Raw genomic sequence first — 20,341 nt, forward strand, 5'->3', positions numbered from 1 at the left:
CGGTTGTAACACGCCGTTAACACCTCCTCGCTTAGGGTCGACCCCATGGACCGGCAGCAGGAGTTCGTGCTTCGCACCATCGAGGAACGGGACATCCGCTTCGTGCGGCTGTGGTTCACCGACGTGCTCGGTTTCCTCAAGTCCGTGGCGATCGCCCCCGCGGAGCTGGAGGGTGCGTTCACGGAGGGGATCGGCTTCGACGGCAGCTCGATCGAGGGCTTCTCGCGCGTCTCGGAGGCCGACACCGTCGCCAAGCCCGATCCGTCGACCTTCCAGGTACTGCCCTGGGCCGGTGGCGACGGGGAGATGCACTCCGTCCGGATGTTCTGCGACATCGCGATGCCCGACGGGACGCCGTCCTGGGGCGACAGCCGGCACGTGCTGCGGCGCCAGCTCAACCGCGCCGCGGACCTCGGCTTCTCCTGCTACGTGCACCCGGAGATCGAGTTCTACCTCCTCAAGAAGGAGACCGGACCGCACGGCATGCCGATCCCCGCCGACAACGGCGGCTACTTCGACCAGGCGGTGCACGAGTCGGCGCCGAACTTCCGGCGCAAGGCGATCGAGGCCCTTGAGGCGATGGGGATCTCGGTCGAGTTCAGCCACCACGAGGCGGGCCCAGGCCAGCAGGAGATCGACCTCCGCTACGCGGACGCCCTCTCGATGGCCGACAACGTGATGACCTTCCGCTACCTGGTCAAGGAAGTCGCGATGACCGAGGGCGTGAAGGCGTCGTTCATGCCGAAGCCCTTCACGACCCACCCCGGCTCGGGCATGCACACCCACATGAGCCTGTTCGAGGGCGACTCCAACGCCTTCCACGACCCCGACGACGAGCTGCAGCTCTCCTCCACGGGGAAGGCCTTCATCGCCGGCATCCTGCACCACGCGCCCGAGATCTCCGCCGTCACCAACCAGTGGGTGAACTCCTACAAGCGCCTGGTGACGGGCGACGAGGCACCCACGGCCGCGACGTGGGGCGCCGCGAACCGCTCCGCGATGGTCCGTGTTCCGCTGTACACGCCGAACAAGGCGAGTAGCCGCCGCGTCGAGGTGCGCTCGCCCGATTCCGCCTGCAACCCGTACCTGGCGTTCGCGGTGCTCTGCGCGGCCGGGCTCGAGGGCATCAAGGGCGGCTACGAGCTGCCCGAGGCCGCCGAGGACGACGTGCGGCAGATGACGGCCCGCGAGCGCCGTTCCATGGGCTTCAAGGACCTGCCCGCCAGCCTCGACGACGCGCTGGTGCTCATGGAGAAGAGCGAGCTGGTCGCGGAGACGCTGGGGGAGCACGTCTTCGAGTACTTCCTCCGCAACAAGTGGTCGGAGTGGAACGACTACCGCGCGGTGGTCACCCCGTTCGAGCTCGACCGCTTCCTCTCGCTGTAGGACGGTCCGACGGTGCCGCCGACGAACCGTGAGGTCCGCCGCCCGAGCGCGGGCCGCTTGGGCCTGCTGGACCCCAACGCCGAATCGAACCTCGAATCCCTGGGGTGGGCGGACGCCGAGAGCGCCGACGTCCTGTGGGCCCTCTCCCGCGCCGCCGATCCGGACTGGACTCTGCGCGCCCTCGTGCGGCTGCGGGAGTCCGCGGGGGGCGACTGGGCGGAGATCGACGGCCTGATCCGCGGCGACACCACGTTCCGCGGCCGGCTCTTCGGGCTGCTCGGTGCCTCCGACGCGCTCGGCGACCACCTCATCAGCCACCCGGCGTCGTGGCGGCTCCTGCGCGACACCGCGCCGCTGCGCTCGCGCGACGACCTGATCGCCGCGATGCTCGCCACCGTCGACGCCGTGAAGGTGCCGGGGCGTCGTGATGACGACCTCCTCTACCGCGCTGCGGTGACCGGCGGCGCCGCGATCGCCGCCCTCCGGGACGGCTACCGCGACCTGGTGATGATGCTGGCCGCCCGCGACCTCGCCGAGCTGGTCGAGAACGAGCCCACGCTGCCCTTCTCGGTGGTGGGCGCGCACCTCGCCGACCTCGCCGACGCGGCGCTCACCGCCGCCCTCGCCGTCGCCGTCGCGACCGTGCACCCCGACGGCGACCCGCAGGGCCGCCTCGCCGTGGTCGCCATGGGCAAGTGCGGTGCGCGCGAACTGAACTACGTCTCCGATGTCGACGTGATCTTCGTGGCCGAGCCGGCGGACGGCGTCTCGGCGCGCCTCGCCGGCGAGATGATGCGGATCGGCTCCGCCGCGTTCTTCGACGTGGACGCCGCGCTCCGCCCGGAGGGTAAGGCCGGCAGTCTCACCCGGACGCTGGAATCGCATGTGGCGTACTACAAGCGGTGGGCCAAGACCTGGGAGTTCCAGGCGCTGCTCAAGGCCCGGCCGCAGACCGGCGACCTGGAGCTCGGCCACGAGTACCTCGGCGCCGTGAGCCCCATGGTGTGGGAGGCCGCCGAGCGCGAGGACTTCGTGCAGGACGTGCAGGAGATGCGCCGCCGGGTCGAGGAGAACATCGCCCCCGACCTCCGCGAGCGCGAACTCAAGCTGGGGCGCGGCGGCCTCCGCGACGTCGAGTTCGCCGTCCAGCTCCTGCAACTCGTGCACGGCCGCACCGACGAGACGCTGCGGGAGCGCAGCACCGTCGACGCCCTCGAGGCGCTCACGGTGGGCGGCTACGTGGGCCGCGAGGACGGCGCGAACTTCACCGCCTCGTACGAGTTCCTCCGCACCCTCGAGCACCGGCTGCAGTTGCGCCGCATGGAGCGCACCCACCTGCTGCCGCCGCCCGACCACGAGGAGGCGTGGCGCTGGCTCGCCCGCGCCGCCCACGTCCGGCCCGACGGTGACCGCGACGCCGCCGGCGTCCTGCGGGCCGAGCTCAAGCGGCAGTCGGCGCGGGTGCGCCGGCTGCACACCAAGCTCTTCTACCGGCCGCTACTCGACTCGATCGCGAACCTCGACGCCGACGCGGTGAGCCTGAGCGACGACGCGATCGTCGCGCGACTGGCCGCCCTCGGCTTCCTCCAGCCGCAGCACGCCCTGGCCCATCTCAAGGCGATGGCCGACTCCTCGCGGCGCGGCCGGATCCAGACGATCCTGCTGCCCACACTGCTCGAATGGCTCAGCGAGACCCCGAATCCCGACGCCGGGCTGCTGAACTACCGCAAGCTCTCCGAGGATCTGCGCGACGTGGAGTGGTACCTGCGGGTGCTGCGCGACGAGTCCGTGGTCGCGCAGCGGCTGATGACCGTGCTCGGCTCCTCGACCTTCGTGGCCGAGCTGCTGGCCCGCTCGCCCGAGGTGATCCGGCTGTACTCCGACGGGGCCACGGGACCCAAGCTCATCGAGCCCTCGCCGCGTGAGGTGTACAACGGGATGCTCGCCGCGGTCAGCCGGGCCCACCACCGGGACCGGGCGATCGCGGTGGCCCGGGCCATGCGGCGCAGCGAGATCGCGCGCGTCGCGTCCGCCGACATCCTCGGCATGATGACGGTGCCCGAGGTCTGCGCCGCTCTGTCCTCGGTGTGGGGCGCCGCCCTCGACGCCGCGCTCGTCTCCGAGATCGCGACGTCGGTGGTCGAGCGCGAATCGAGCCGCAGCGTCTACCCGCCGGGCGCGCCCGCGCGGATCTCCGTCATCGGCATGGGCCGGCTCGGCGGTCACGAGATCGGCTACGGCTCCGATGCCGACGTCCTCTTCGTCTGTGCGCCGAACGAGGGCTACGAGGACTCCGATGCGGTGCGCTGGGCCAACCAGGTGGCCGACGCGGTGCGGACCCGGCTCGGCGCACCGTCGGTGGACCCGGGCCTGGAGGTCGATACCGGGCTGCGCCCCGAGGGCCGCAACGGCCCCGTCGTGCGGACGCTGGCCGCCTACCGGGCGTACTACCAGCAGTGGGCGCAGCCGTGGGAGGTGCAGGCGCTCCTGCGCGCGACGCACGTGGCCGGCGACGAGGACATCGCCCGCGAGTTCCTGCACCTCGTCGATGAGACGCGGTACCCCGAAGGGGGCGTCTCGCCCGCGACGGTCAACGAGCTGCGCCGCATCAAGGCCCGCGTCGACTCCGAGCGGCTGCCGCGGGGTGCGGACCCGGCGACGCACACCAAACTCGGCCGCGGCGGCCTCTCCGACGTGGAGTGGACGGTGCAGCTCGAACAGCTGCGCCACGCCAGTGCGGTTCCCGCGCTGCGCAACACGTCCACGCTCGAATCGCTCGACGCGATCGAGGAGAACGAGTTGCTCCCGGCGGCGGACGTCGAGCTGCTGCGGGCGGCCTGGCTCACCGCCACCCGCGCCCGCAATGCGCTGTTCCTGGTGCGCGGCAAGCCTGTCGACCAGCTGCCCGGGCCCGGCGCGGTGCTCTCCAACGTGGCGTACGTGGCGGGCTGGCGCGGCAGTTCGCTGGACTACCTCGACGACTACCTGCGTACCACGCGCCGCGGACGCGCCGTGGTCGACCGGGTCTTCTGGGGCGAATAGCGCCGCAGCGGGCAGGATGTCCGCATGAGGTTCTTCTTCCGGACGGCGGCGAGCATCGTCGGCACCGCGGCGCTGCTGGGCGCGATCCTGGCGCTCGTGCTGCACTTCTGGCCCGGGACGGACAGGGTGACGGTGGCGGCCGCCGCGGTCTCGCCGGTCCTCTGGGCGGCGTGCATCGCCCTCGCCGGGGTGTGCCTGCTGTACGTCCGCGCGCTGCTGCGCCTGGTGCTGACCGTGGCGGTGGCCGCGGCGGGGATCTGGGTGCAGGCCCCGTTGTGGCGCGGCGAACCGGCGCCCACGGGGCCGTCGCTCACCGTCCTCAGTGCGAACATCCAGGTAGGGGCGGGAGACGCCGACGCGCTCGCGAAGCTGGTGCGCGACAACCGCGTCGACGTGCTCGCCGTCCTCGAGGTCACGGCCGAGGCGGCGCAGCGGATCGCCGCGTCGAGCATCGCCACCGACCTGCCGCACGCACTGGTGCGGCCCGCCGCCCTCGCCGACGGAACGGCCCTCTACAGCCGCCACCCGCTCAAGAGCACCGGTACCGTCCCCGGCTTCGTCATGAACGCGCTGACCGCCGTCGCCACCGTTCCCGGCCGCGGCGACGTGCAGCTGTTCGCGCTGCACCCGATGCCGCCCCTGGACGCGAGCACCTGGGACTCCGAGTTGCGCCGCATCGGAACCCTGCTGCAGGGCGTGCCCGAGGGAAGGCCGGTCATCGCCCTGGGCGACTACAACGCCACGTACGACCACGTGCGCTTCCGGAGCCTGCTCACGGGCGGGTACCGCGACGCGGGACAGGTCGCGGGCGCCGGATGGCTGCCGACCTACCCGACGGACAAGCTCTACCCGCCGGTGGTGGGGATCGATCACGTCCTGCTGCGCGGGCTCGGCGCCGCCTCCGTCTCCGGGCACGAGATCCCCGGCGCGGACCACCGCGCCGTGCTCGCGCGGCTGGGCTGACGGGTTGTTCCGGTCGCGCGTCCGGTGCCGCCGGTGAATTCGAGAGCCGTCAGGGGGCCTGCCAGGCGAGCGTGTACCGGAAGGGCACTCGTCGGCGCAGGACCGCGCCCGGCAGGATCGCGGCCGCGGCGGCCGCGATCTCGTCGAAGGTCTCCCGCGGGTCGCGGACCGGGAACGCGGGTGGCGGGGCCGGTCCCGTGGCGGGAGCGGGGTGCCGGAGAAGGCCCATCACGGGGTTGATCAGTGCGGACCTGCTCACCCACAGCGCGTCCGCGAGCGTCTCCGGCCGCGACAGCCCGACCACCGACAGTCGACCGCCCGGAGCGAGCAGGTCCCGGCACCGCGCGAGGGCCGGCTCGAGGTCCAGGTGGTGCAGCGTGGCGATCATCGTCACCAGGTCGTACGGCCCGTCGGCGGCGTCGAAACCGTCGAGGATCCGGACGTTCGGCATGCGCCGAGCCGCGGTGACCGCGCGCATCGCGGCATCGGCGTCGGCGGCGTCGACCGCATGGAATCGTTCCGCCAGCCGCGCGGCGAGCAGGCCCTCGCCGCAGCCGACGTCGAGCGCGCGTCCGCGGTGTGCGGGCAGATCGCGGAGGATCCAGTCGTGGAAGTAGTCGTTGTGGCTGAAGGGATGCCGGGCGTTGAACCGGTTGAGCGCACGGATCGGCCACCCGAGCGGGCGCCACGTGCGGACGTCCACCCGGCTAGTTCGCCGACAGGATCTTGATCGCGAAGATCAGGGTGTCGCCGGCCTGGATCCCGGCCGCGGGCTGCCCGGTCACGTACCCGTCCGCGGGCGCGATCGCCACGCCCACCGAGGTACCCACCTTCTGCCCGGCGATGGCCTTCTTGAAGCCAGGAATCACGCCGTCCAGCGAGAAGGACGCGGGCTTGCCGCGGTCGTAGGTGCTGTCGAAGCGTTCACCGGTGCGGCCGTTCACGCCGAGGTAGCAGACCGAGACCGTCGCCGTCTCGCCGACCACGGCACCGTCGCCGGGCGGATTGAAGGCCTGGACATGGGTCTGCGCCACCGAGAAGGGCTTCTCGACGGTGATCTGCGGCGACGCGGTGTCCGTGGGGCCGGTGACCACGATGGAACCCGTCTGCCCCTGGTAGGTCCAGTCGGGCGAGTTCGCGGTGCTGGGCGCGCCCGTGGGGCAGGCCGCGGAGGCCTCGGGCGTGCTACAGGCGGTGAGCGCCCCCGCCGCGAGGACGGCGACGACGGCGGCGAGAGTCGAGCGAGAGGCGCGCATGGCCTCGAACCTACCGTCCCGCCGGAGGTTCACAGCAAGGTCCCAGGCTCGACCGAACGGATCGGGGGCCGCGCTTCGGTAGCGTGTGGCCGTGGGAACGCGGGGGACAGTGGCGGCGCTGGCGCGGATCGCCCGTCTCGACAGTGCCGCACGGCGCGCGGTGGGCGCCGCGGAGCGGCTGCTCAGCGGGGTCGGGCGCGGGGAGATCCTCTACCTCATCGGGGTCGCCGGGCATCCCAACCTCGGCGACGAACTGGTGCTGCGGATCTGGCTCCGACATCTCGCGCGGGTCCGGCCGACCGCCACCGTCGTGGTGGACGTCGCGCACGTGGGGGAGGCCGCGTTGCTCTTCGCCGGCGACCATCCCCGCGCCGTCTTCGTGGACACGGTGTGGCGGCTCGCCCGCGCGGCCGACGAGAACCCGGATCTGCAGGAGGGGACCGCCGCGCAGGACTGGGTCGCCGGTGCGGCGACCGACATGCGGATCGCTCCGGGGCTGGCGGAGGGCGTCGACCACCTGCTGCGCGCGTCCAGCATCCACGTCATCGGCGGCGGGTACGTGAACCGGCAATGGCCCCAGTGGTTCCCGGTGATCTCCGCGGTCGCCGCGGTGGCGCGGCGCACGGGTGTGCCCGCGTACGCCTCGGGGCTCGGGCTGCTCCCGCTGCCCGACGGTGCCGACCTCGACCGGTTCCTCGACGACGCGGCGGCGTTCGCGGTCTTCGACGTGCGGGATCGCCCGTCCTACGACGCCCTGCGGGGCGTGCCGGGCTCTTCGCTCACCGGCGACGACGTGTGGCTCGGACTCGGCACCGCCGCCGGCCGCCGCGGTTCCGGCATCGGCTTCGGCCGGGCCCCGTCGATTCCCGCGCAGCCCGGCGAAGTGGTGCTGTGCATGCAGGAGGACCTGGCCGAGGGTTTCGCCCGGGACGGCCTGACCGGCGCCCCGGCACTCGCCGCCCTCGCCCGCGACGTGCTCGACGCGTGGGACGTTCCGGGCGAGCGGGTCACCGTCGTGGAGGGCATCCCCGGCCACGACTACACCGTCCCGAAACTGTTGGGTGACAGGATCGACGGTGCGCGGATCATCCCCTTCCTGGATGTCTGGCGCGCGGGCCTGCCCGTCGGCGAGGGCCGGACGTGGATCAGCTCCCGGTTCCATCCGCACCTGCTCGCCGCCGCGGCGGGGGACAGCGGCGTCGCGGTGGTGCCCAAGCGGGAGTACTACGACATCAAGCACGGCTCGCTCGTCGATGCCGGGTCGCGGTGGACCGTCGTCGACGACACCTCAGCGATCCCCGCCCGGCCGGTTGCCGGAGGCTTCCCGGCAGCGGACCGTCGGGCCAATGTCGCGCGGAAGGCCGCGCTGGCGGAGCGGCTGTACCCGCGAGGCGGGCGAGACTAGGACGGATACGGGCGCGCGGAGCTGCGGCCGAGGTCCTTCGCGTCGTGCTGCCGGCTCATGTCCGCGGTGGGGATGACGAGCACCTCGCCGTCGGGGAGCGTCGTGCTCACCTGCGGCCGCGCCGGGCCGCCGGACCCCGCGCCGGACCGGTCCACCACGTCGTTTCCCTTGAGCTTCGTCTCGAACATCGTCGCCTCCTGTTCTCCACCGACGATACGCTCGGCGAGGTGCATTCGACTCGGCTGATTCTGATCAACGGCGCACCCGGCTCGGGCAAGTCGTCGATCGCCGCTGCTCTCGCCCACGACGACCCGGCGATGGTCGCCCTCGACGTCGACCGGCTCAAGCACGCCCTGCCCGCTTGGGACCGCGTTCCGATCGAGTCGGGAATCCGCGCCCGGGAGCAGGCCCTCGACGCCGCTGAGGTGCAGCTGCGAGCGGGCCTCGACGTGGTGCTGGGGCAGTACCTCGCGCGGACCGCGTTCATCGAGGCACTGGAGCTACTCGCGCACCGATGCGGTGCACGCTTCGCGGAGTTCGTCCTCGAGCTGGGCGCCGAGGAACTCGCGGCCCGGCTGGAGGCACGGATCGCGGCGCCCGACCGCCCCGAGCACGCGGTCAACAATCGCCTCGTGGGGGCAACGGACGCTGATGCGTTGGTGGCGTCGCTGGAACCGCTGCACGTGGCACGGCCGAACGCCGTCTGGATCGACGCGTCGGGTTCGTTGCCCGTCACTGTCGGCCGGGTGCGCGACGCGCTGCCCGACGGGGGAACGCACCGTCGGGCCGGGGGGACGTGAAACGGCCCCGCACCAGAGAGCAGGTGCGGGGCCGAATCAGATTGCGGTGCTACGAATCACACGTCGTAGTAGAGCTCGAACTCGTACGGGTGCGGGCGGAGGTTCACCGGAGCGATCTCGTTCTCGCGCTTGTACGTGATCCACTCCTCGATGAGGTCCTCGGTGAAGACGCCACCGGCGGTGAGGTACTCGTGATCCTCCTCGAGCCGGTCGATGACGGCCGGCAGCGAGGTCGGGGCCTGGGGAATGCCCTTGGCCTCCTCGGGCGGCAGCTCGTAGAGGTCCTTGTCGACGGGGGCGTGCGGCTCGATCTTGTTCTTCACGCCGTCCAGGCCGGCCATCATCATGGCGGCGAAGGCCAGGTACGGGTTGCCCGAGGAATCGGGGCACCGGAACTCGATGCGCTTGGCCTTCGGGTTGTTGCCCGTGATCGGGATGCGCACACAGGCCGAACGGTTGCGCTGGCTGTACACCAGGTTGATCGGGGCCTCGTAGCCCGGCACCAGGCGCTTGTACGAGTTGATCGTCGGGTTGGTGAAGGCGAGCAGCGACGGGGCGTGGTGCAGGATGCCGCCGATGTAGTAGCGCGCGATGTCCGACAGGCCGCCGTAGCCGGCCTCGTCGTAGAACAGCGGCTTGCCGTCCTTCCACAGCGACTGGTGGGCGTGCATGCCCGAGCCGTTGTCACCGAACAGCGGCTTCGGCATGAACGTGACGGTCTTGCCCTCCTGCCACGCGGTGTTCTTGACGATGTACTTGAACAGCTGGACGTCGTCGGCCGCGTGCAGCAGCGTGTCGAACTTGTAGTTGATCTCGGCCTGGCCGCCGGTGCCGACCTCGTGGTGGCCGCGCTCGAGCGTGAAGCCGGCGTTCTTGAGGTTCGTGGAGATCTTGTCGCGCAGGTCCACGTAGTGGTCGTACGGCGCGACGGGGAAGTAGCCGCCCTTGTTGCGGACCTTGTAGCCGCGGTTCGGGGAGCCGTCCTCCTCGATGGGGCGGCCGGTGTTCCAGGAGCCGGAGATCGAGTCGACCTCGTAGAACGAGCCGTTGATGCTCGAGTCGTAGGAGACCGAGTCGAAGATGTAGAACTCGGCCTCGGCGCCGAAGAAGCAGGTGTCGGCGATGCCGGTGCTGAGCAGGTACTCCTCGGCCTTGCGCGCGATGTTGCGCGGGTCGCGGGTGTACGCCTCGCGGGTGAAGGGGTCGTGGACGAAGAACGAGATGTTCATGGTCTTCGCGGCACGGAAGGGGTCGATGCGCGCCGTGGTGACGTCGGGCAGCAGCATCATGTCGGACTCGTCGATGGACTGGAAGCCGCGGATCGACGAGCCGTCGAACGCCAGGCCGTCCTCGAAGACGCTCTCGTCGAAGGCCTCGGCGGGGATGCTGAAGTGCTGCATCGTGCCGGGCAGATCGCAGAAGCGGATGTCGACGTACTCGACGTTCTCCTTCTTCAGGTAGTCGAGAAGTTCCTCTTTGGTAGTGAACACCTGTTACTGGCTCCTTCGTCGTCCGGCGATGACGTCCACGGTCGTACCGTTCGCGCCATCACCGAGGTTACGAGAATGAACGTTATGGACGAGGTGTTGCCCGAGAACTAACGCAATGTTTCAACGGTGTTACACATCCGGGGCCGTCCGCGAAGCCGTCGAATCGGCCTCCACGTACCCTGGGAGCATGCGTCGAGAAACGGGATCATGGCTGTCCGGAGCCTCCGCGGCACTGCCGGAGGGCTCCCACGGGGAGTACCGCGGGCAGGCCCTGGGGCTCCCGCGCGACGGTGCCGGGTCCGCCGCCGGATCGGGCCGCCGCGTACTCGGCCTGTTCCTGGACTGGGTGCCGTCCGCCCTGATCGCGGTGGCGATCGTGGGGCCGAGCCGCGTGTTCGCGGGGGAGCCCACCGCCTTCGACACGCTCGCGCTGGGCATCTGGTTCGCCGTGGGCGTGCTCTCGGTGACCCTGTTCGGGTTCACGCCGGGCCAGTACTTCGCCGGCCTGCGCGTCGCCCGGATCGAGAACCCGCAGATGCGAGTGGGCCTCGTGCGCGCGCTGGCCCGCAACCTGCTCATCGTCTTCATCGTGCCGCCGCTGATCCAGGACGTCGACGGCCGCGGCATGCACGACCGCGCCACCGGAACGGTCCTGGTCAAGGCGCGCTGAGAATAGCGCCGTATCGGCCGGAACGACTCGGGGCCCGCCGTAGCGGGCCCCGAGTTCGTTGATCGGTTCAGTTCGATCCGGTCTTGCGCCGGACGGTGCGCTGCACGCTCCGCATCTTGGCGCCCTGCGGCAGCGGGCCGCGCGGCATCTGCGCGCCGCCGGTGCGCGTGGACAGGGCCGCGAGACGGCCCTCCAGCTCGTCGATCTTCTTGCCGTTGATGTTCGACGGGAGCTTGTTCAGGGAGCGCTGCAGCTTCCGCAGCGGGACCTGCCCCTCCTCGTTGCCCACCGTGAACTCGTAGATCGGGGTCTGTCCCACGACGCGCGCGGTCTTCTTCTTCTCCTGCGCGAGCAGGCCCTTGATGCGGCCCTCGTTGCCCTCGGCCACGAGGATCACGCCGGGCTTGCCGATGACGCGGTGCACGGCGTCGGCGTGGGTGGTGCGGGCGACGGCCTGCGTCACGCGCCACGAGCCGCGCATGTTGTCGAGCGCCCAGCCGGCGGCGCCGACCTGGCCCTCGTTCTTCGTGTACACGCTGCGCTCGAGCCGGCGGGTGAAGACGATGAACGCGCCCAGCGCACCCAACAGCACGCCGAGGATGAGGAACATCCACCACGTCCCGGCGAAGTAGCCGATGACCAGCGAGAGCACCACGGCCGCGACGAAGACGCCGACCATGATCGGTACCAGCGCCTTGTCTTCCTTGCGCTGCATCTGGAACGCCTGCCACATCTGCTTGCGGCGTTCCTTCGAAGCGGCCTTCCGTACGCGCTTCGCCTCGGCCTTCTGCGCCTTGAGCTTGTCGGCCGCTGCCTTGTCCTGTGCCATGTCTCCCAGCTTAATGTTCTACTTCGCGGCGGCGGCCATGCGGCTCAGCACCGATGTCGCCTCCTGCGCGGCGTCGCCCTCGGTGGTGAGGTGCGCCATGTTCTCCGGGATCGGGCGACCGTGGTGCGCCATGGCCTTCGCGTAGAGCTTGCCCGCGCGGTACGACGAGCGCACCAGCGGACCGGCCATCACGCCGGCGAAGCCCATCTCCTCGGCGGCCTGCGTGTGCTCGACGAACTCCTCGGGCTTGACCCACCGCTCGACGGGGTGGTGCCGCGGCGAGGGGCGCAGGTACTGGGTGATGGTGATGATGTCGCAGCCCGCGTCGTGCAGGTCCCGCATCGCCTCGGTGACTTCCTCGGGGGTCTCGCCCATGCCGAGGATCAGGTTCGACTTGGTGACCAGGCCGAAGGCGCGGGCCTGGCGGATCACGTCGAGCGAGCGCTCGTACCGGAAGGCGGGACGGATGCGCTTGAAGATGCGCGGCACCGTCTCCAGGTTGTGGGCGAGCACCTCGGGGCGCGACTCGAAGACCTCGGCGAGCAGCTCCGGCTTGGCGTGGAAGTCGGGGATCAGGTTCTCGACGCCCGTGTTCGGGTTCAGCTTGTGGATCTGGCGCACGGTCTCGGCGTACAGCCAGACCCCCTCGTCGGGGAGATCGTCACGGGCGACGCCCGTGATCGTGGAGTAGCGCAGGCCCATCGCCTGCACCGACTCGGCGACGCGGCGCGGCTCGTCCCGATCCAGTTCCGCGGGCTTGCCCGTGTCGATCTGGCAGAAGTCGCAGCGGCGGGTGCACTGCTCGCCGCCGATGAGGAAGGTGGCCTCGCGGTCCTCCCAGCATTCGTAGATGTTGGGGCAGCCCGCCTCCTCGCACACCGTGTGGAGGCCCTCACGCTTGACGAGGCCCTTGAGTTCGGTGAATTCAGGGCCCATCTTCGCGCGCGTGCGGATCCAGTTCGGCTTGCGCTCGATCGGGGTCTGTGCGTTACGGACCTCGAGGCGGAGTAGCTTGCGGGGGTTCTCCGGGGTACTCACTCGGTCCATGCTACGCCCGGTCCCGCGGCTCGACGGTGGCGCGGGTCACGCCCGGTCGACCGCGGTCCTTCGATCATCTAACCTGGCTCCGGCAGGAGGTACGGCGATGACGCAGGGGCGGACCCCGTGGGGCACCTTCGGCGTGCTCTACCTGGTCTTCTTCCTCATGGGCGCCGAGATGAACCTGGTCGCGCCGCTGCTGCCGGACATCGCCCGCACCTTCGACGCGTCGACGGGTGCCGCGGGCAACGTCGTGACCGCCTACGTCCTCTGCTACGCCGTGACCGGGCCGCTGTTTGGCCGGCTCTCCGACCGTCTCGCGCGACGGCACGCGATCGCCGCGGGAATGGCGGTCTTCGCCGTGGCCGACGTCCTGAGCTACGTCGCGCCGTCGTTGGGGCTGCTCGTCGCGGCGCGGGCGCTGTCGGGGCTCGGTGCCGCACTCGGCGCACCGTCGATCTGGGCGTACCTCGCCGAGTACGCCGCGCCGGCGCAGCGCGGGCGGGCCGTCTCCCTGGGCGCGGCCGCGTACGCCGGCGGCCAGGTCCTCGGCGTGCCGCTGGGCGCGCTGCTCGCGACCGGGCTGGGGTGGCGCGCCCCGTACCTGCTGATCGGGGTCCCGATGCTCGTGGTGGCCGCGGTGACGGCCCTGCGCCTGCCGTCCGCGGGCCCGACCGCGCCCCGGGCCGACCGGGGCGGCCTGTTCGCCCCCTGGCGCGAGCGCCGGATCGCGCTGGCCTTCGCCTCGTCGCTCCTGCTCCAGGCCGGACGGCTCGGCGCCTACACCTACGTCGGCGTTCTGCTGTCGCAGCGATTCGGCTACGGCCTCACCGCGTTGGGCCTGGTGGGGCTCGTGGTGGGCATCGGCTCGATGACGGGATCGGTGGCGACGGGCGCGCTCGTCGACCGCCTGGCCCGCCGCGGCGCGCACCCCGCGTGGGTGCCGGCGGGAGCGGCACTCGTCGTGGCCGCGGGGGTCGCGGTCGCCACGACCGCGACGATCCCGGCGATCGCCATCGCGGCGATCGCGGTGTGGTGCGCGGGCGGCGGCGCGTTCTTCTCCGCGCAGCAGACCTACCTGTCCACCGTCGATCCCGACAACCGCGCCGCCGTGCTCGGCTGGAACAACGCGTGCACCAACGCCGGTATCGCGGCGGGCACCTCGGTGCTGGGCGCGGTCGCCGTGGGCGGCCCGTTGTTCGCCGCCGCGGCCACCGGGTTCGCCCTGGCCGCATCACTGCTGTGCTTCGCCTCCGTCCGCCTCGGCGCCGCGCCGTCCCGGGCCCTGCGGACCCGGGACGTGGCCGTCACGGCTTCGAGGGCCACCACACCCGGTCGCCGAGGGCGGTGATCGCCGCGGGCACGAAGACGGTGCGCACCACCACGATGTCGATCAGCAGGCCGATGCCGATGGTCGAGCCGATCTGCAGCAGGTTGATCACGCTGCCGCTCATGAGCGCGAACATGGTGATCGCGAAGACCAGTCCGGCGGTCGTGATCACGCTGCCCGTGGTGCCGAACGCGCGGAGCACCCCGCGCACCGTCGAATCCCCGGCGGCCTCCTCGCGGATGCGGTCGGCGAACAGCATGCTGTAGTCGGCGCCCACCGCGACCAGCGCCATGAAGGCGATCGGCAGCACCGACCAGTCGACCGGGATGCCCAGGCCGTGCTGCCAGAGCAGCACCGACGCGCCCGCGGCGGCCGCGAAGGACAGCACCACCGTCGCGACCATGAGCGCCGCAGCGATCACCGCCCGGAGCAGTACCAACAGGACCAGGAAGACGCCGATCACCGCGACCAGCCCGAAGAGCAGGAAGTCGCGCAGCACCTGCTCGCGCATCTGCGCCGAGATCGAGGCGAGGCCGAAGCCGTCCATCGTCGCGGACTCGAGGACGGTCCCCTGCGCCGCGGCCCGCGCGGCGTCGGGGATCGACGCTGCCGTGTTGAGGGCCTCGTCCGAGTACGGGTTGATGCCCCACACCACGAGCATGCGGGCGGACCGGCCGTCGGGCGACATGAGCACCCGGGAGCCGTCGACGAAGCGGTCCGACTGCAGTCCCTGGGCGGGCAGGTAGAAGCCGCGGCCGGGGCCGTCGGTGGTGCCGGCACTGAGCCCGGTGAGGTAGTCCGTGGCGGTGCCCAGCCCCTCCTGGAGGCGGCCCGTCATCTCCACCACCTGGTCGGTGCCCGTCTTGACCTGTCCGAGGCCCGTGCTGAGCTGGGTGAGGCCGGTGGAGAGCTGGGAGACGCCGGCGTTGAGCTCAGCGAGCTGCGCCTTGACCTGCTCGGGGCTGAGGCCGCCGAGGCCCTTGAGGAGCCCCTGCAGCCGGGCCAGCGCGTCGTCGGCCTGGGCGAGGGCCGTCGCCGCGCGGTCCGTCGTGCCCGCGGGCAGCACGACGGTGGCCGCCCGCACCGCCGTCGACGCCCGCCCGGAGGTGGCGCGGTCGAGCTCGGCGAAGGCGCGACGCGCCGCGATGCAGTTCGCGTCGGCGGTGCAGGCGGGGGAGGCCGGGCCCACCAGGGGGCCAAACACGTCGCCGATCCCGGCGTTCTGCCGTTGCGCGGTCCGGACGGCGTCGGCCGCGGTGGTCAGGGTGGCGACGGCGCTGCGGAGCAGGGCGGTCGCGGCGTTCACGTCGACGGTGCCGCCGCTCGCGGTGGCGAGCGCCTGCTGGGCCGAGGTCAGCGCGTCGAGCACGCCGGACGCCAGCCCGGTGACCCGCTGGGTGCCGGCGACGAGCTCCGGCACCCGGCGCGACGCCTCGCCCGCGCCCGCGTTGAGCTGGTCCACCCCGGAGGCGAGCGCCTTGAGCTGCGGCGATGCCTCCTTGAGCTGCCGGTTCGCATCGCCGAGCCCGTTCGCCACCTGCTGCGTCTGATAGCCGACGGCCGACTCGGGGATGGGCTTGCCGTCGGGCCGGGTGATCGACCGGACGTACGCCACCTGCGGCAGGTTCGAGACCCCGATCGCGATGGACTCGAGCGCCGCGAGGTCGTGCGTGTTGCGCATGTCGTGGTCGGCGCGGATGAGCAGGAACTCGGGCACGGCCTCGTTGACTCCCCAGTGCTCCTGCACCGTCTCGTAGCCGTTGCGGGAATCGGTGGCCCGCAGCTGCATCCGGTTCTCGTCGAACCCGATGACCATGCTCGGCAGCACCGCCGCGGCGGCGAGCAGCACCACCAGCGCGGCGGCCGACAGCGGCACCGCCCGGCGCATCACCCGCGCGCCGGTGCGGCGCCATCGCTTCTCCGTGCCCGGCCGGGGCTCCACCCAGCCCCGCGCGCCCAGGTAGCGCAGCAGCGCCGGCGGCAGGGTGAGTGCGATCAGGCACGTCACGATGATCGAGATCGTGGTGGGCAGGCCCGCGGTGACGAAGATGCCGACCTTGCAGAAGATCATGGCGCCGCTCGCCACGGCGATCGTGAGGGCGGACGCCACGATGATGCGGCCGACGCGCGTCGATGCGGCGACCGCGGCCCCGTCGGACGGCACACCGGCGCGACGCGCCTCGTGGTACCCGGCGACGGCGAAGATCGCGTAGTCGGTGGCCGCGCCCAGCACCATCGCGGTCATGATCGCGATGGAGAAGTTGGACACGGGGATCACCTCGTGCTCGCCGAGCAGCGAGACGATGGGCCGCGCCACGGCGAGAGAGAGGCCGATGGTCAGCAGCGGCACCATGGCCGCGCCGATCGAGCGGTACGTGACGAGCAGGAGCGCCATGATGAGCACCACGGAGACGGCGGTGATCACCAGGAGCGACGCGTCGATCGCGGTGAACAGGTCGGACAGCGTGGGCGCGGTGCCCGTGAACTCGACGGTGGTGCCCGGCGGCGCGGGGATCGACCGGATCGTCTCCCGGATGGCCTCGGTGCTCGACTGCGCCCGGGTGGAGCCGATGTCGCCGACCTCGGCGACGAGCAGGTTGATCGCCTTGCCGTCGGGGCTCAGGCCGACCTCGCGCGCGGCCGGCCTGCCGAACGTGTCGATGACGTAGGCGACGTGCTCCTTATCGGCCTCGAGGGCGGTGGTGAGCGCGCGGTAGTACTGCTCCTGCTCGGGGCCGATCCTCCCCTCGGCCGCGACGATGACGTTGCCCTGCGCCGTGGACGACGGGGTGCCGAACTCCTCCGCCATCGCGCGCAACCCGTCGACGCCGGGGAGGTCGCCGGGGATGAACGGTGCGGAGTGCTTGTGGACGGTGACCTCGAGCTGCGGCACCGCGACGTTGAGGACGCCGGCCAGGCCGACCCAGAACAGCAGGATCCAGGCCGCGTAGCGCACGCAGAGCCGGCCGAGCCGCGCGAAGAAGGGCTGCTTCGCTGCGGAATTACTATGGGCGTCGATCACGGGTCACCTTCCGGTCCGCCGGAGGAGACCGGCAGTGGTCCAAAAATCGAACTGGACTGATAGGTGTGAACCGTATCTCTATCGGCGAGGCGCGCCTAGTGCCTCCCGGTGTGGGGTCCGACGCAGAGCGGCAGGGGGAGTGGCATGGGTCACAGTGATGGAGATGTCGACCGCCCGCTACCCGGGCGGCCGGTCCGCGGTTCGGACACCGGACGGCCGATGATGGCCGCGCTCGACCTGTTCGGCCGGCGGTGGGCGCTGCGGATCGTGTGGGAGCTGCGCTTCGGAAGGTCGCGGTTCTCCGACCTGCGCACCGGGATCGACGGCATCTCGTCGAGCACGCTCTCGCAGCGGCTCTCCGAGCTCACGGCGGCGCACATCGTGACGCAGACGTCCGACGGGGCGTACCGCCTCAGCTACCAGGGCAAGGCCCTACTGATCGCTCTCGGCCCGCTGGAGCTGTGGGCGCAGGCGTGGGCGAAGGCCGTCCGCGACGGCGACGGGGACGGCCCGGCGGATCAGGCCTGATCGGCGGTGTGCAGGGTCGCGTCGGTGACGGGGAGGTCGCCGTCGAGCGCGCGCTGCACGGCGTCGACGACCGCGGCGCGCACCTCGCCGACGGTGACGTCGCGGCCCAGCTCGGAGCTCAGCGTCGTGACGCCGGCGTCGGGGATGCCGCAGGGGATGATCGCGTCGAAGCCGCCGAGCGTGTTGTCGCAGTTGAGCGCGAAGCCGTGCAGGGTGACGCCGCGGGCCACCCGGATGCCGATCGCGGCCACCTTGCGCTCGGGGCGCGCACCGTCGGCGGGGAACCAGACCCCCGAGCGGCCCTCGACCCGGCCGACGGAGAGCCCGAGGCCCTGGCAGACCTCGATGAGCGCCTGCTCGATCCGGCGCACGTAGTCGACCACGTCCATCGCCGAGCCGAGCTTGACGATCGGATAGCCGACGAGCTGCCCGGGACCGTGCCAGGTGATCTTGCCCCCGCGGTCGACGTCGATCACGGCGCTGCCGTCCGTCGGCAGGTCCTGCGGCTCCGTGCGCTTGCCCGCGGTGAACGTGGGCGGGTGCTCGAGGAGGAGCAGGCGATCGCCGATGGCGCCGTCGGCGCGCTGGTTCGCGAGATCGTGCTGGAGGTCGAAGGCCTCCTGGTAACCGATGGTGCCGAGGTCCTCGACCACGATCGGGGCGGAATCGGCGCGGGCGGAGCGTGCGGGCATGGCCTCGACGCTACGCCTCGTCCGTCACGGCCGCGGCGAGTGCCGCGGGAAGAGTGGTGTGCGCGAACCGGAATCCGCTGTCGTGCAGCACGCGGGGCACGGCGCGCTGCGAGGTCAGCAGGCCCTCGTCGGCGATCTCGCCGACCGCGGCGCGCAGTGCGATCCGCGGCACCACCCACCGTGCGGGGCGGTGCACCTCGCGGCCCAGCGCCTCGCTGAAGGCCTGCTGCCGTACGGGCGCCGGCGCGACGATGTTGACCGGTCCGGCGATCGTGCCGGCGAGGGCACCGTCGAGCACGTGCAGCACGGCACGGGCGGCGTCGTCGCGCGAGATCCACGACATCCATTGGTGGCCGCTGCCGAGCCGGCCGCCCAGCCCGAGTCGGTACACCCGGCGCAGCACCGGGAGCAGCCCGCCGGCCGCGGAGAGGACGTGCCCGAACCGCAGGTGGGCGACGGTGATCCCGGCGGCGCGGGCGGGACCGGCGGCGGCCTCCCACTCGACGCAGAGGCTCGCGAGGAAGCCCGGCCCGGGCGGAGTGCCGTCCAGGCCGTCGAGGCACTCGGTCTCGCCGGCGTCGCCGTAGACGCCGATCGCGCTCGCGCCCAGGAACACCGGCACGCCGCCGCGGGCGGCCGCGTCGGCGAGGGCGGCGGCGGCCTCGATGCGGGAGTCGCGCAGGTCCTGTTTGACGGCGCCGGTCCAGCGGCGCCCCGCGATGGGGGAGCCGTTGAGCACGATCACCGCGTCGAACCCGGCGAGATCGGGGACCTCGCCGCGCGCGGGATCCCAGGGGAGTCCGCGCGCGGTGTCGCCCCGAACGAGCGGAACGACGGTGTCGCCCCGCCGCGTCAGCGCTCGTGACACCGCAGTGCCGATGAGCCCCGACGATCCGGCGAGGGCGACCCGTCGTTCCATGGGATCGGGTGGTTTCTTCGGGCTACAGGCCCAGATCCGCCTCGAACGCGCCCTCCTCGAGACGGTGCTTGACCGTCGTGAGGAAGCGGCCCGCGTCGGCACCGTCGATGAGGCGGTGGTCGTAGGTCAGCGGGAGGAAGGCCATCGGGTGGATGCCGATGGACTCGGTGCCCGCGGCGTCCTTGACCACGACCGGGCGCTTGACGATCGCGCCCGTGCCCAGCATCGCCGCCTGCGGCGGGACCAGGATCGGGGTGTCGAAGAGCGCGCCCTCGCTGCCGATGTTGGTGATGGTGAAGGTACCGCCGGACAGCTCGTCGGGCTTGAGGCCGCTGTTGCGCGTCCGCTCCGCGAGGTCGACGATCGCGCGGGCCAGGCCGGCCAGCGACAGGTCATCGGCGTTCTTGATCACCGGCGAGAGCAGGCCCTGCGGGGTGTCGACCGCGATGCCCAGGTTCACGCCGCCGTGGTAGGTGATCTCCTTGAAGTCGTCGCTGATCGAGGCGTTGACGTTCGGGTGCACCTTGAGCGCCTCGATGACCGCCTTCGCGATGAAGGGCAGGTAGGTGAGGTTGACGCCCTCGTTGGCCTTGAAGGACGCCTTCGCCTGCGCACGCAGCGCCACGATCTTGCTGAAGTCGACCTCGAAGACCTGGGTGAGCTGCGCCGAACCCTGCAGCGACTCCCGGGTGACCTTCGCGGTGATCTGGCGGATGCGGTTGGTCTTCTGCGAGGTGCCGCGGAGCGCCGCCAGCTCGGGACGGGCGCCCTTCGGGGCCGACGGGGCCGCCGGCGCGGCAGCCGCGGGGGCGGCGGCAGGAGCGGCGGCGGCGGCCTTGGCGGCCANGAGCGCGGCGAGCACGTCCTGCTTGCCNATGCGGCCACCGACGCCGGTGCCCTTGACCGCATTCAGGTCCACGTTGTTCTCGGCGGCCAGCTTGCGCACCAGCGGGGTCACGTACGGGGTCGAA

At 71.7% G+C, this 20,341-nt stretch carries 18 protein-coding genes and 1 pseudogene; 8 read left to right on the top strand and 11 right to left on the bottom strand.

Annotated features, from left to right (window positions below; translation table 11 throughout):
- Positions 1-45 precede the first annotated feature (45 nt).
- Genes ACNAYW_RS19335 through ACNAYW_RS19345 form a run of 3 tightly spaced genes read left to right on the top strand, consistent with a single transcriptional unit; the run spans position 46 to position 5,391 of the window.
- On the top strand, positions 46-1,386 hold the full coding sequence (locus tag ACNAYW_RS19335) for a glutamine synthetase family protein (protein ID WP_415851271.1): 1,341 nt from the start codon (positions 46-48) through the stop codon (positions 1,384-1,386).
- 12 nt (positions 1,387-1,398) lie between these two features.
- Positions 1,399-4,428: a bifunctional [glutamine synthetase] adenylyltransferase/[glutamine synthetase]-adenylyl-L-tyrosine phosphorylase gene (locus tag ACNAYW_RS19340; RefSeq protein WP_415851272.1), complete on the top strand. Its 3,030-nt coding sequence runs from the start codon at positions 1,399-1,401 to the stop codon at positions 4,426-4,428.
- Between the two features lie 24 nt (positions 4,429-4,452).
- On the top strand, positions 4,453-5,391 hold the full coding sequence (locus ACNAYW_RS19345) for an endonuclease/exonuclease/phosphatase family protein (RefSeq protein ID WP_415851273.1): 939 nt from the start codon (positions 4,453-4,455) through the stop codon (positions 5,389-5,391).
- A gap of 49 nt (positions 5,392-5,440) precedes the next feature.
- On the opposite strand, the gene ACNAYW_RS19350 is transcribed toward ACNAYW_RS19345, so the two are convergent.
- Positions 5,441-6,094, bottom strand: coding sequence for a class I SAM-dependent methyltransferase (locus tag ACNAYW_RS19350; RefSeq protein ID WP_415851274.1), 654 nt, complete (start codon positions 6,092-6,094; stop codon positions 5,441-5,443).
- 4 nt (positions 6,095-6,098) lie between these two features.
- The gene (locus tag ACNAYW_RS19355; protein WP_415851275.1) at positions 6,099-6,647 is read right to left on the bottom strand and encodes an FKBP-type peptidyl-prolyl cis-trans isomerase; all 549 of its coding nucleotides are present in this window, start codon (positions 6,645-6,647) and stop codon (positions 6,099-6,101) included.
- 91 nt (positions 6,648-6,738) lie between these two features.
- Between ACNAYW_RS19355 and ACNAYW_RS19360 the strand changes: the two genes are divergently transcribed.
- Complete coding sequence (locus ACNAYW_RS19360; RefSeq protein ID WP_415851276.1) at positions 6,739-8,052, top strand: polysaccharide pyruvyl transferase family protein; 1,314 nt, start codon at positions 6,739-6,741, stop codon at positions 8,050-8,052.
- Here ACNAYW_RS19360 and ACNAYW_RS19365 read toward each other — a convergent pair.
- Positions 8,049-8,240: a hypothetical protein gene (locus ACNAYW_RS19365; RefSeq protein WP_415851277.1), complete on the bottom strand. Its 192-nt coding sequence runs from the start codon at positions 8,238-8,240 to the stop codon at positions 8,049-8,051. The two genes, ACNAYW_RS19360 and ACNAYW_RS19365, sit on opposite strands and share 4 nt — an antisense overlap.
- 39 nt (positions 8,241-8,279) lie before the next feature.
- Between ACNAYW_RS19365 and ACNAYW_RS19370 the strand changes: the two genes are divergently transcribed.
- On the top strand, positions 8,280-8,852 hold the full coding sequence (locus ACNAYW_RS19370) for a P-loop nucleotide/nucleoside kinase family protein (RefSeq protein WP_415851278.1): 573 nt from the start codon (positions 8,280-8,282) through the stop codon (positions 8,850-8,852).
- Positions 8,853-8,908: 56 nt separating this feature from the next.
- Here ACNAYW_RS19370 and glnA read toward each other — a convergent pair whose 3' ends face one another.
- Complete coding sequence (gene glnA, locus ACNAYW_RS19375; protein ID WP_415851279.1) at positions 8,909-10,342, bottom strand: type I glutamate--ammonia ligase; 1,434 nt, start codon at positions 10,340-10,342, stop codon at positions 8,909-8,911.
- Positions 10,343-10,529: 187 nt separating this feature from the next.
- On the opposite strand from glnA, the gene ACNAYW_RS19380 reads away from it, so the two are divergent.
- Positions 10,530-11,012: an RDD family protein gene (locus ACNAYW_RS19380; protein WP_415851280.1), complete on the top strand. Its 483-nt coding sequence runs from the start codon at positions 10,530-10,532 to the stop codon at positions 11,010-11,012.
- 67 nt (positions 11,013-11,079) lie between these two features.
- Here ACNAYW_RS19380 and ACNAYW_RS19385 read toward each other — a convergent pair whose 3' ends face one another.
- Positions 11,080-11,841 (bottom strand): DUF4191 domain-containing protein, encoded by a 762-nt coding sequence (locus ACNAYW_RS19385; RefSeq protein WP_415851281.1) that lies wholly within the window; start codon positions 11,839-11,841, stop codon positions 11,080-11,082.
- Between the two features lie 18 nt (positions 11,842-11,859).
- Positions 11,860-12,888 carry a lipoyl synthase gene (gene lipA / locus ACNAYW_RS19390; protein ID WP_415851282.1) on the bottom strand — a complete coding sequence of 343 codons (1,029 nt, stop codon included), beginning with the start codon at positions 12,886-12,888 and terminating at the stop codon, positions 11,860-11,862.
- Positions 12,889-12,985: 97 nt separating this feature from the next.
- Here lipA and ACNAYW_RS19395 point away from each other — a divergent pair, with 97 nt between their 5' ends.
- The gene (locus tag ACNAYW_RS19395) at positions 12,986-14,230 is read left to right on the top strand and encodes an MFS transporter (RefSeq protein ID WP_415851283.1); all 1,245 of its coding nucleotides are present in this window, start codon (positions 12,986-12,988) and stop codon (positions 14,228-14,230) included.
- On the opposite strand, the gene ACNAYW_RS19400 is transcribed toward ACNAYW_RS19395, so the two are convergent.
- Positions 14,187-17,231, bottom strand: coding sequence for an MMPL family transporter (locus tag ACNAYW_RS19400; protein ID WP_415851284.1), 3,045 nt, complete (start codon positions 17,229-17,231; stop codon positions 14,187-14,189). The genes ACNAYW_RS19395 and ACNAYW_RS19400 overlap by 44 nt on opposite strands.
- A 144-nt stretch (positions 17,232-17,375) precedes the next feature.
- On the opposite strand from ACNAYW_RS19400, the gene ACNAYW_RS19405 reads away from it, so the two are divergent.
- Positions 17,376-17,759, top strand: coding sequence for a winged helix-turn-helix transcriptional regulator (locus ACNAYW_RS19405; protein ID WP_415851285.1), 384 nt, complete (start codon positions 17,376-17,378; stop codon positions 17,757-17,759).
- Here the strand turns inward: ACNAYW_RS19405 and lipB are convergent.
- From lipB to ACNAYW_RS19425, 4 genes and pseudogenes are all read right to left on the bottom strand, one after another.
- A complete protein-coding gene (gene lipB, locus ACNAYW_RS19410; RefSeq protein ID WP_415851286.1) occupies positions 17,750-18,451 on the bottom strand; it encodes a lipoyl(octanoyl) transferase LipB in 702 nt (233 codons plus the stop codon). The two genes, ACNAYW_RS19405 and lipB, sit on opposite strands and share 10 nt — an antisense overlap.
- 10 nt (positions 18,452-18,461) lie before the next feature.
- Complete coding sequence (locus ACNAYW_RS19415; RefSeq protein ID WP_415851287.1) at positions 18,462-19,370, bottom strand: TIGR01777 family oxidoreductase; 909 nt, start codon at positions 19,368-19,370, stop codon at positions 18,462-18,464.
- Positions 19,371-19,392: 22 nt separating this feature from the next.
- On the bottom strand, positions 19,393-20,216 hold an 824-nt coding region (gene sucB / locus ACNAYW_RS19420), incomplete at its 5' end, for a 2-oxoglutarate dehydrogenase, E2 component, dihydrolipoamide succinyltransferase (RefSeq protein ID WP_415851288.1).
- Positions 20,217-20,245: 29 nt separating this feature from the next.
- Positions 20,246-20,341: pseudogene (locus ACNAYW_RS19425) on the bottom strand (E3 binding domain-containing protein); the annotation flags it as partial.

The organism is Tsukamurella ocularis, from assembly GCF_965138335.1.
GTDB lineage: Bacteria > Actinomycetota > Actinomycetes > Mycobacteriales > Mycobacteriaceae > Tsukamurella > Tsukamurella ocularis_A.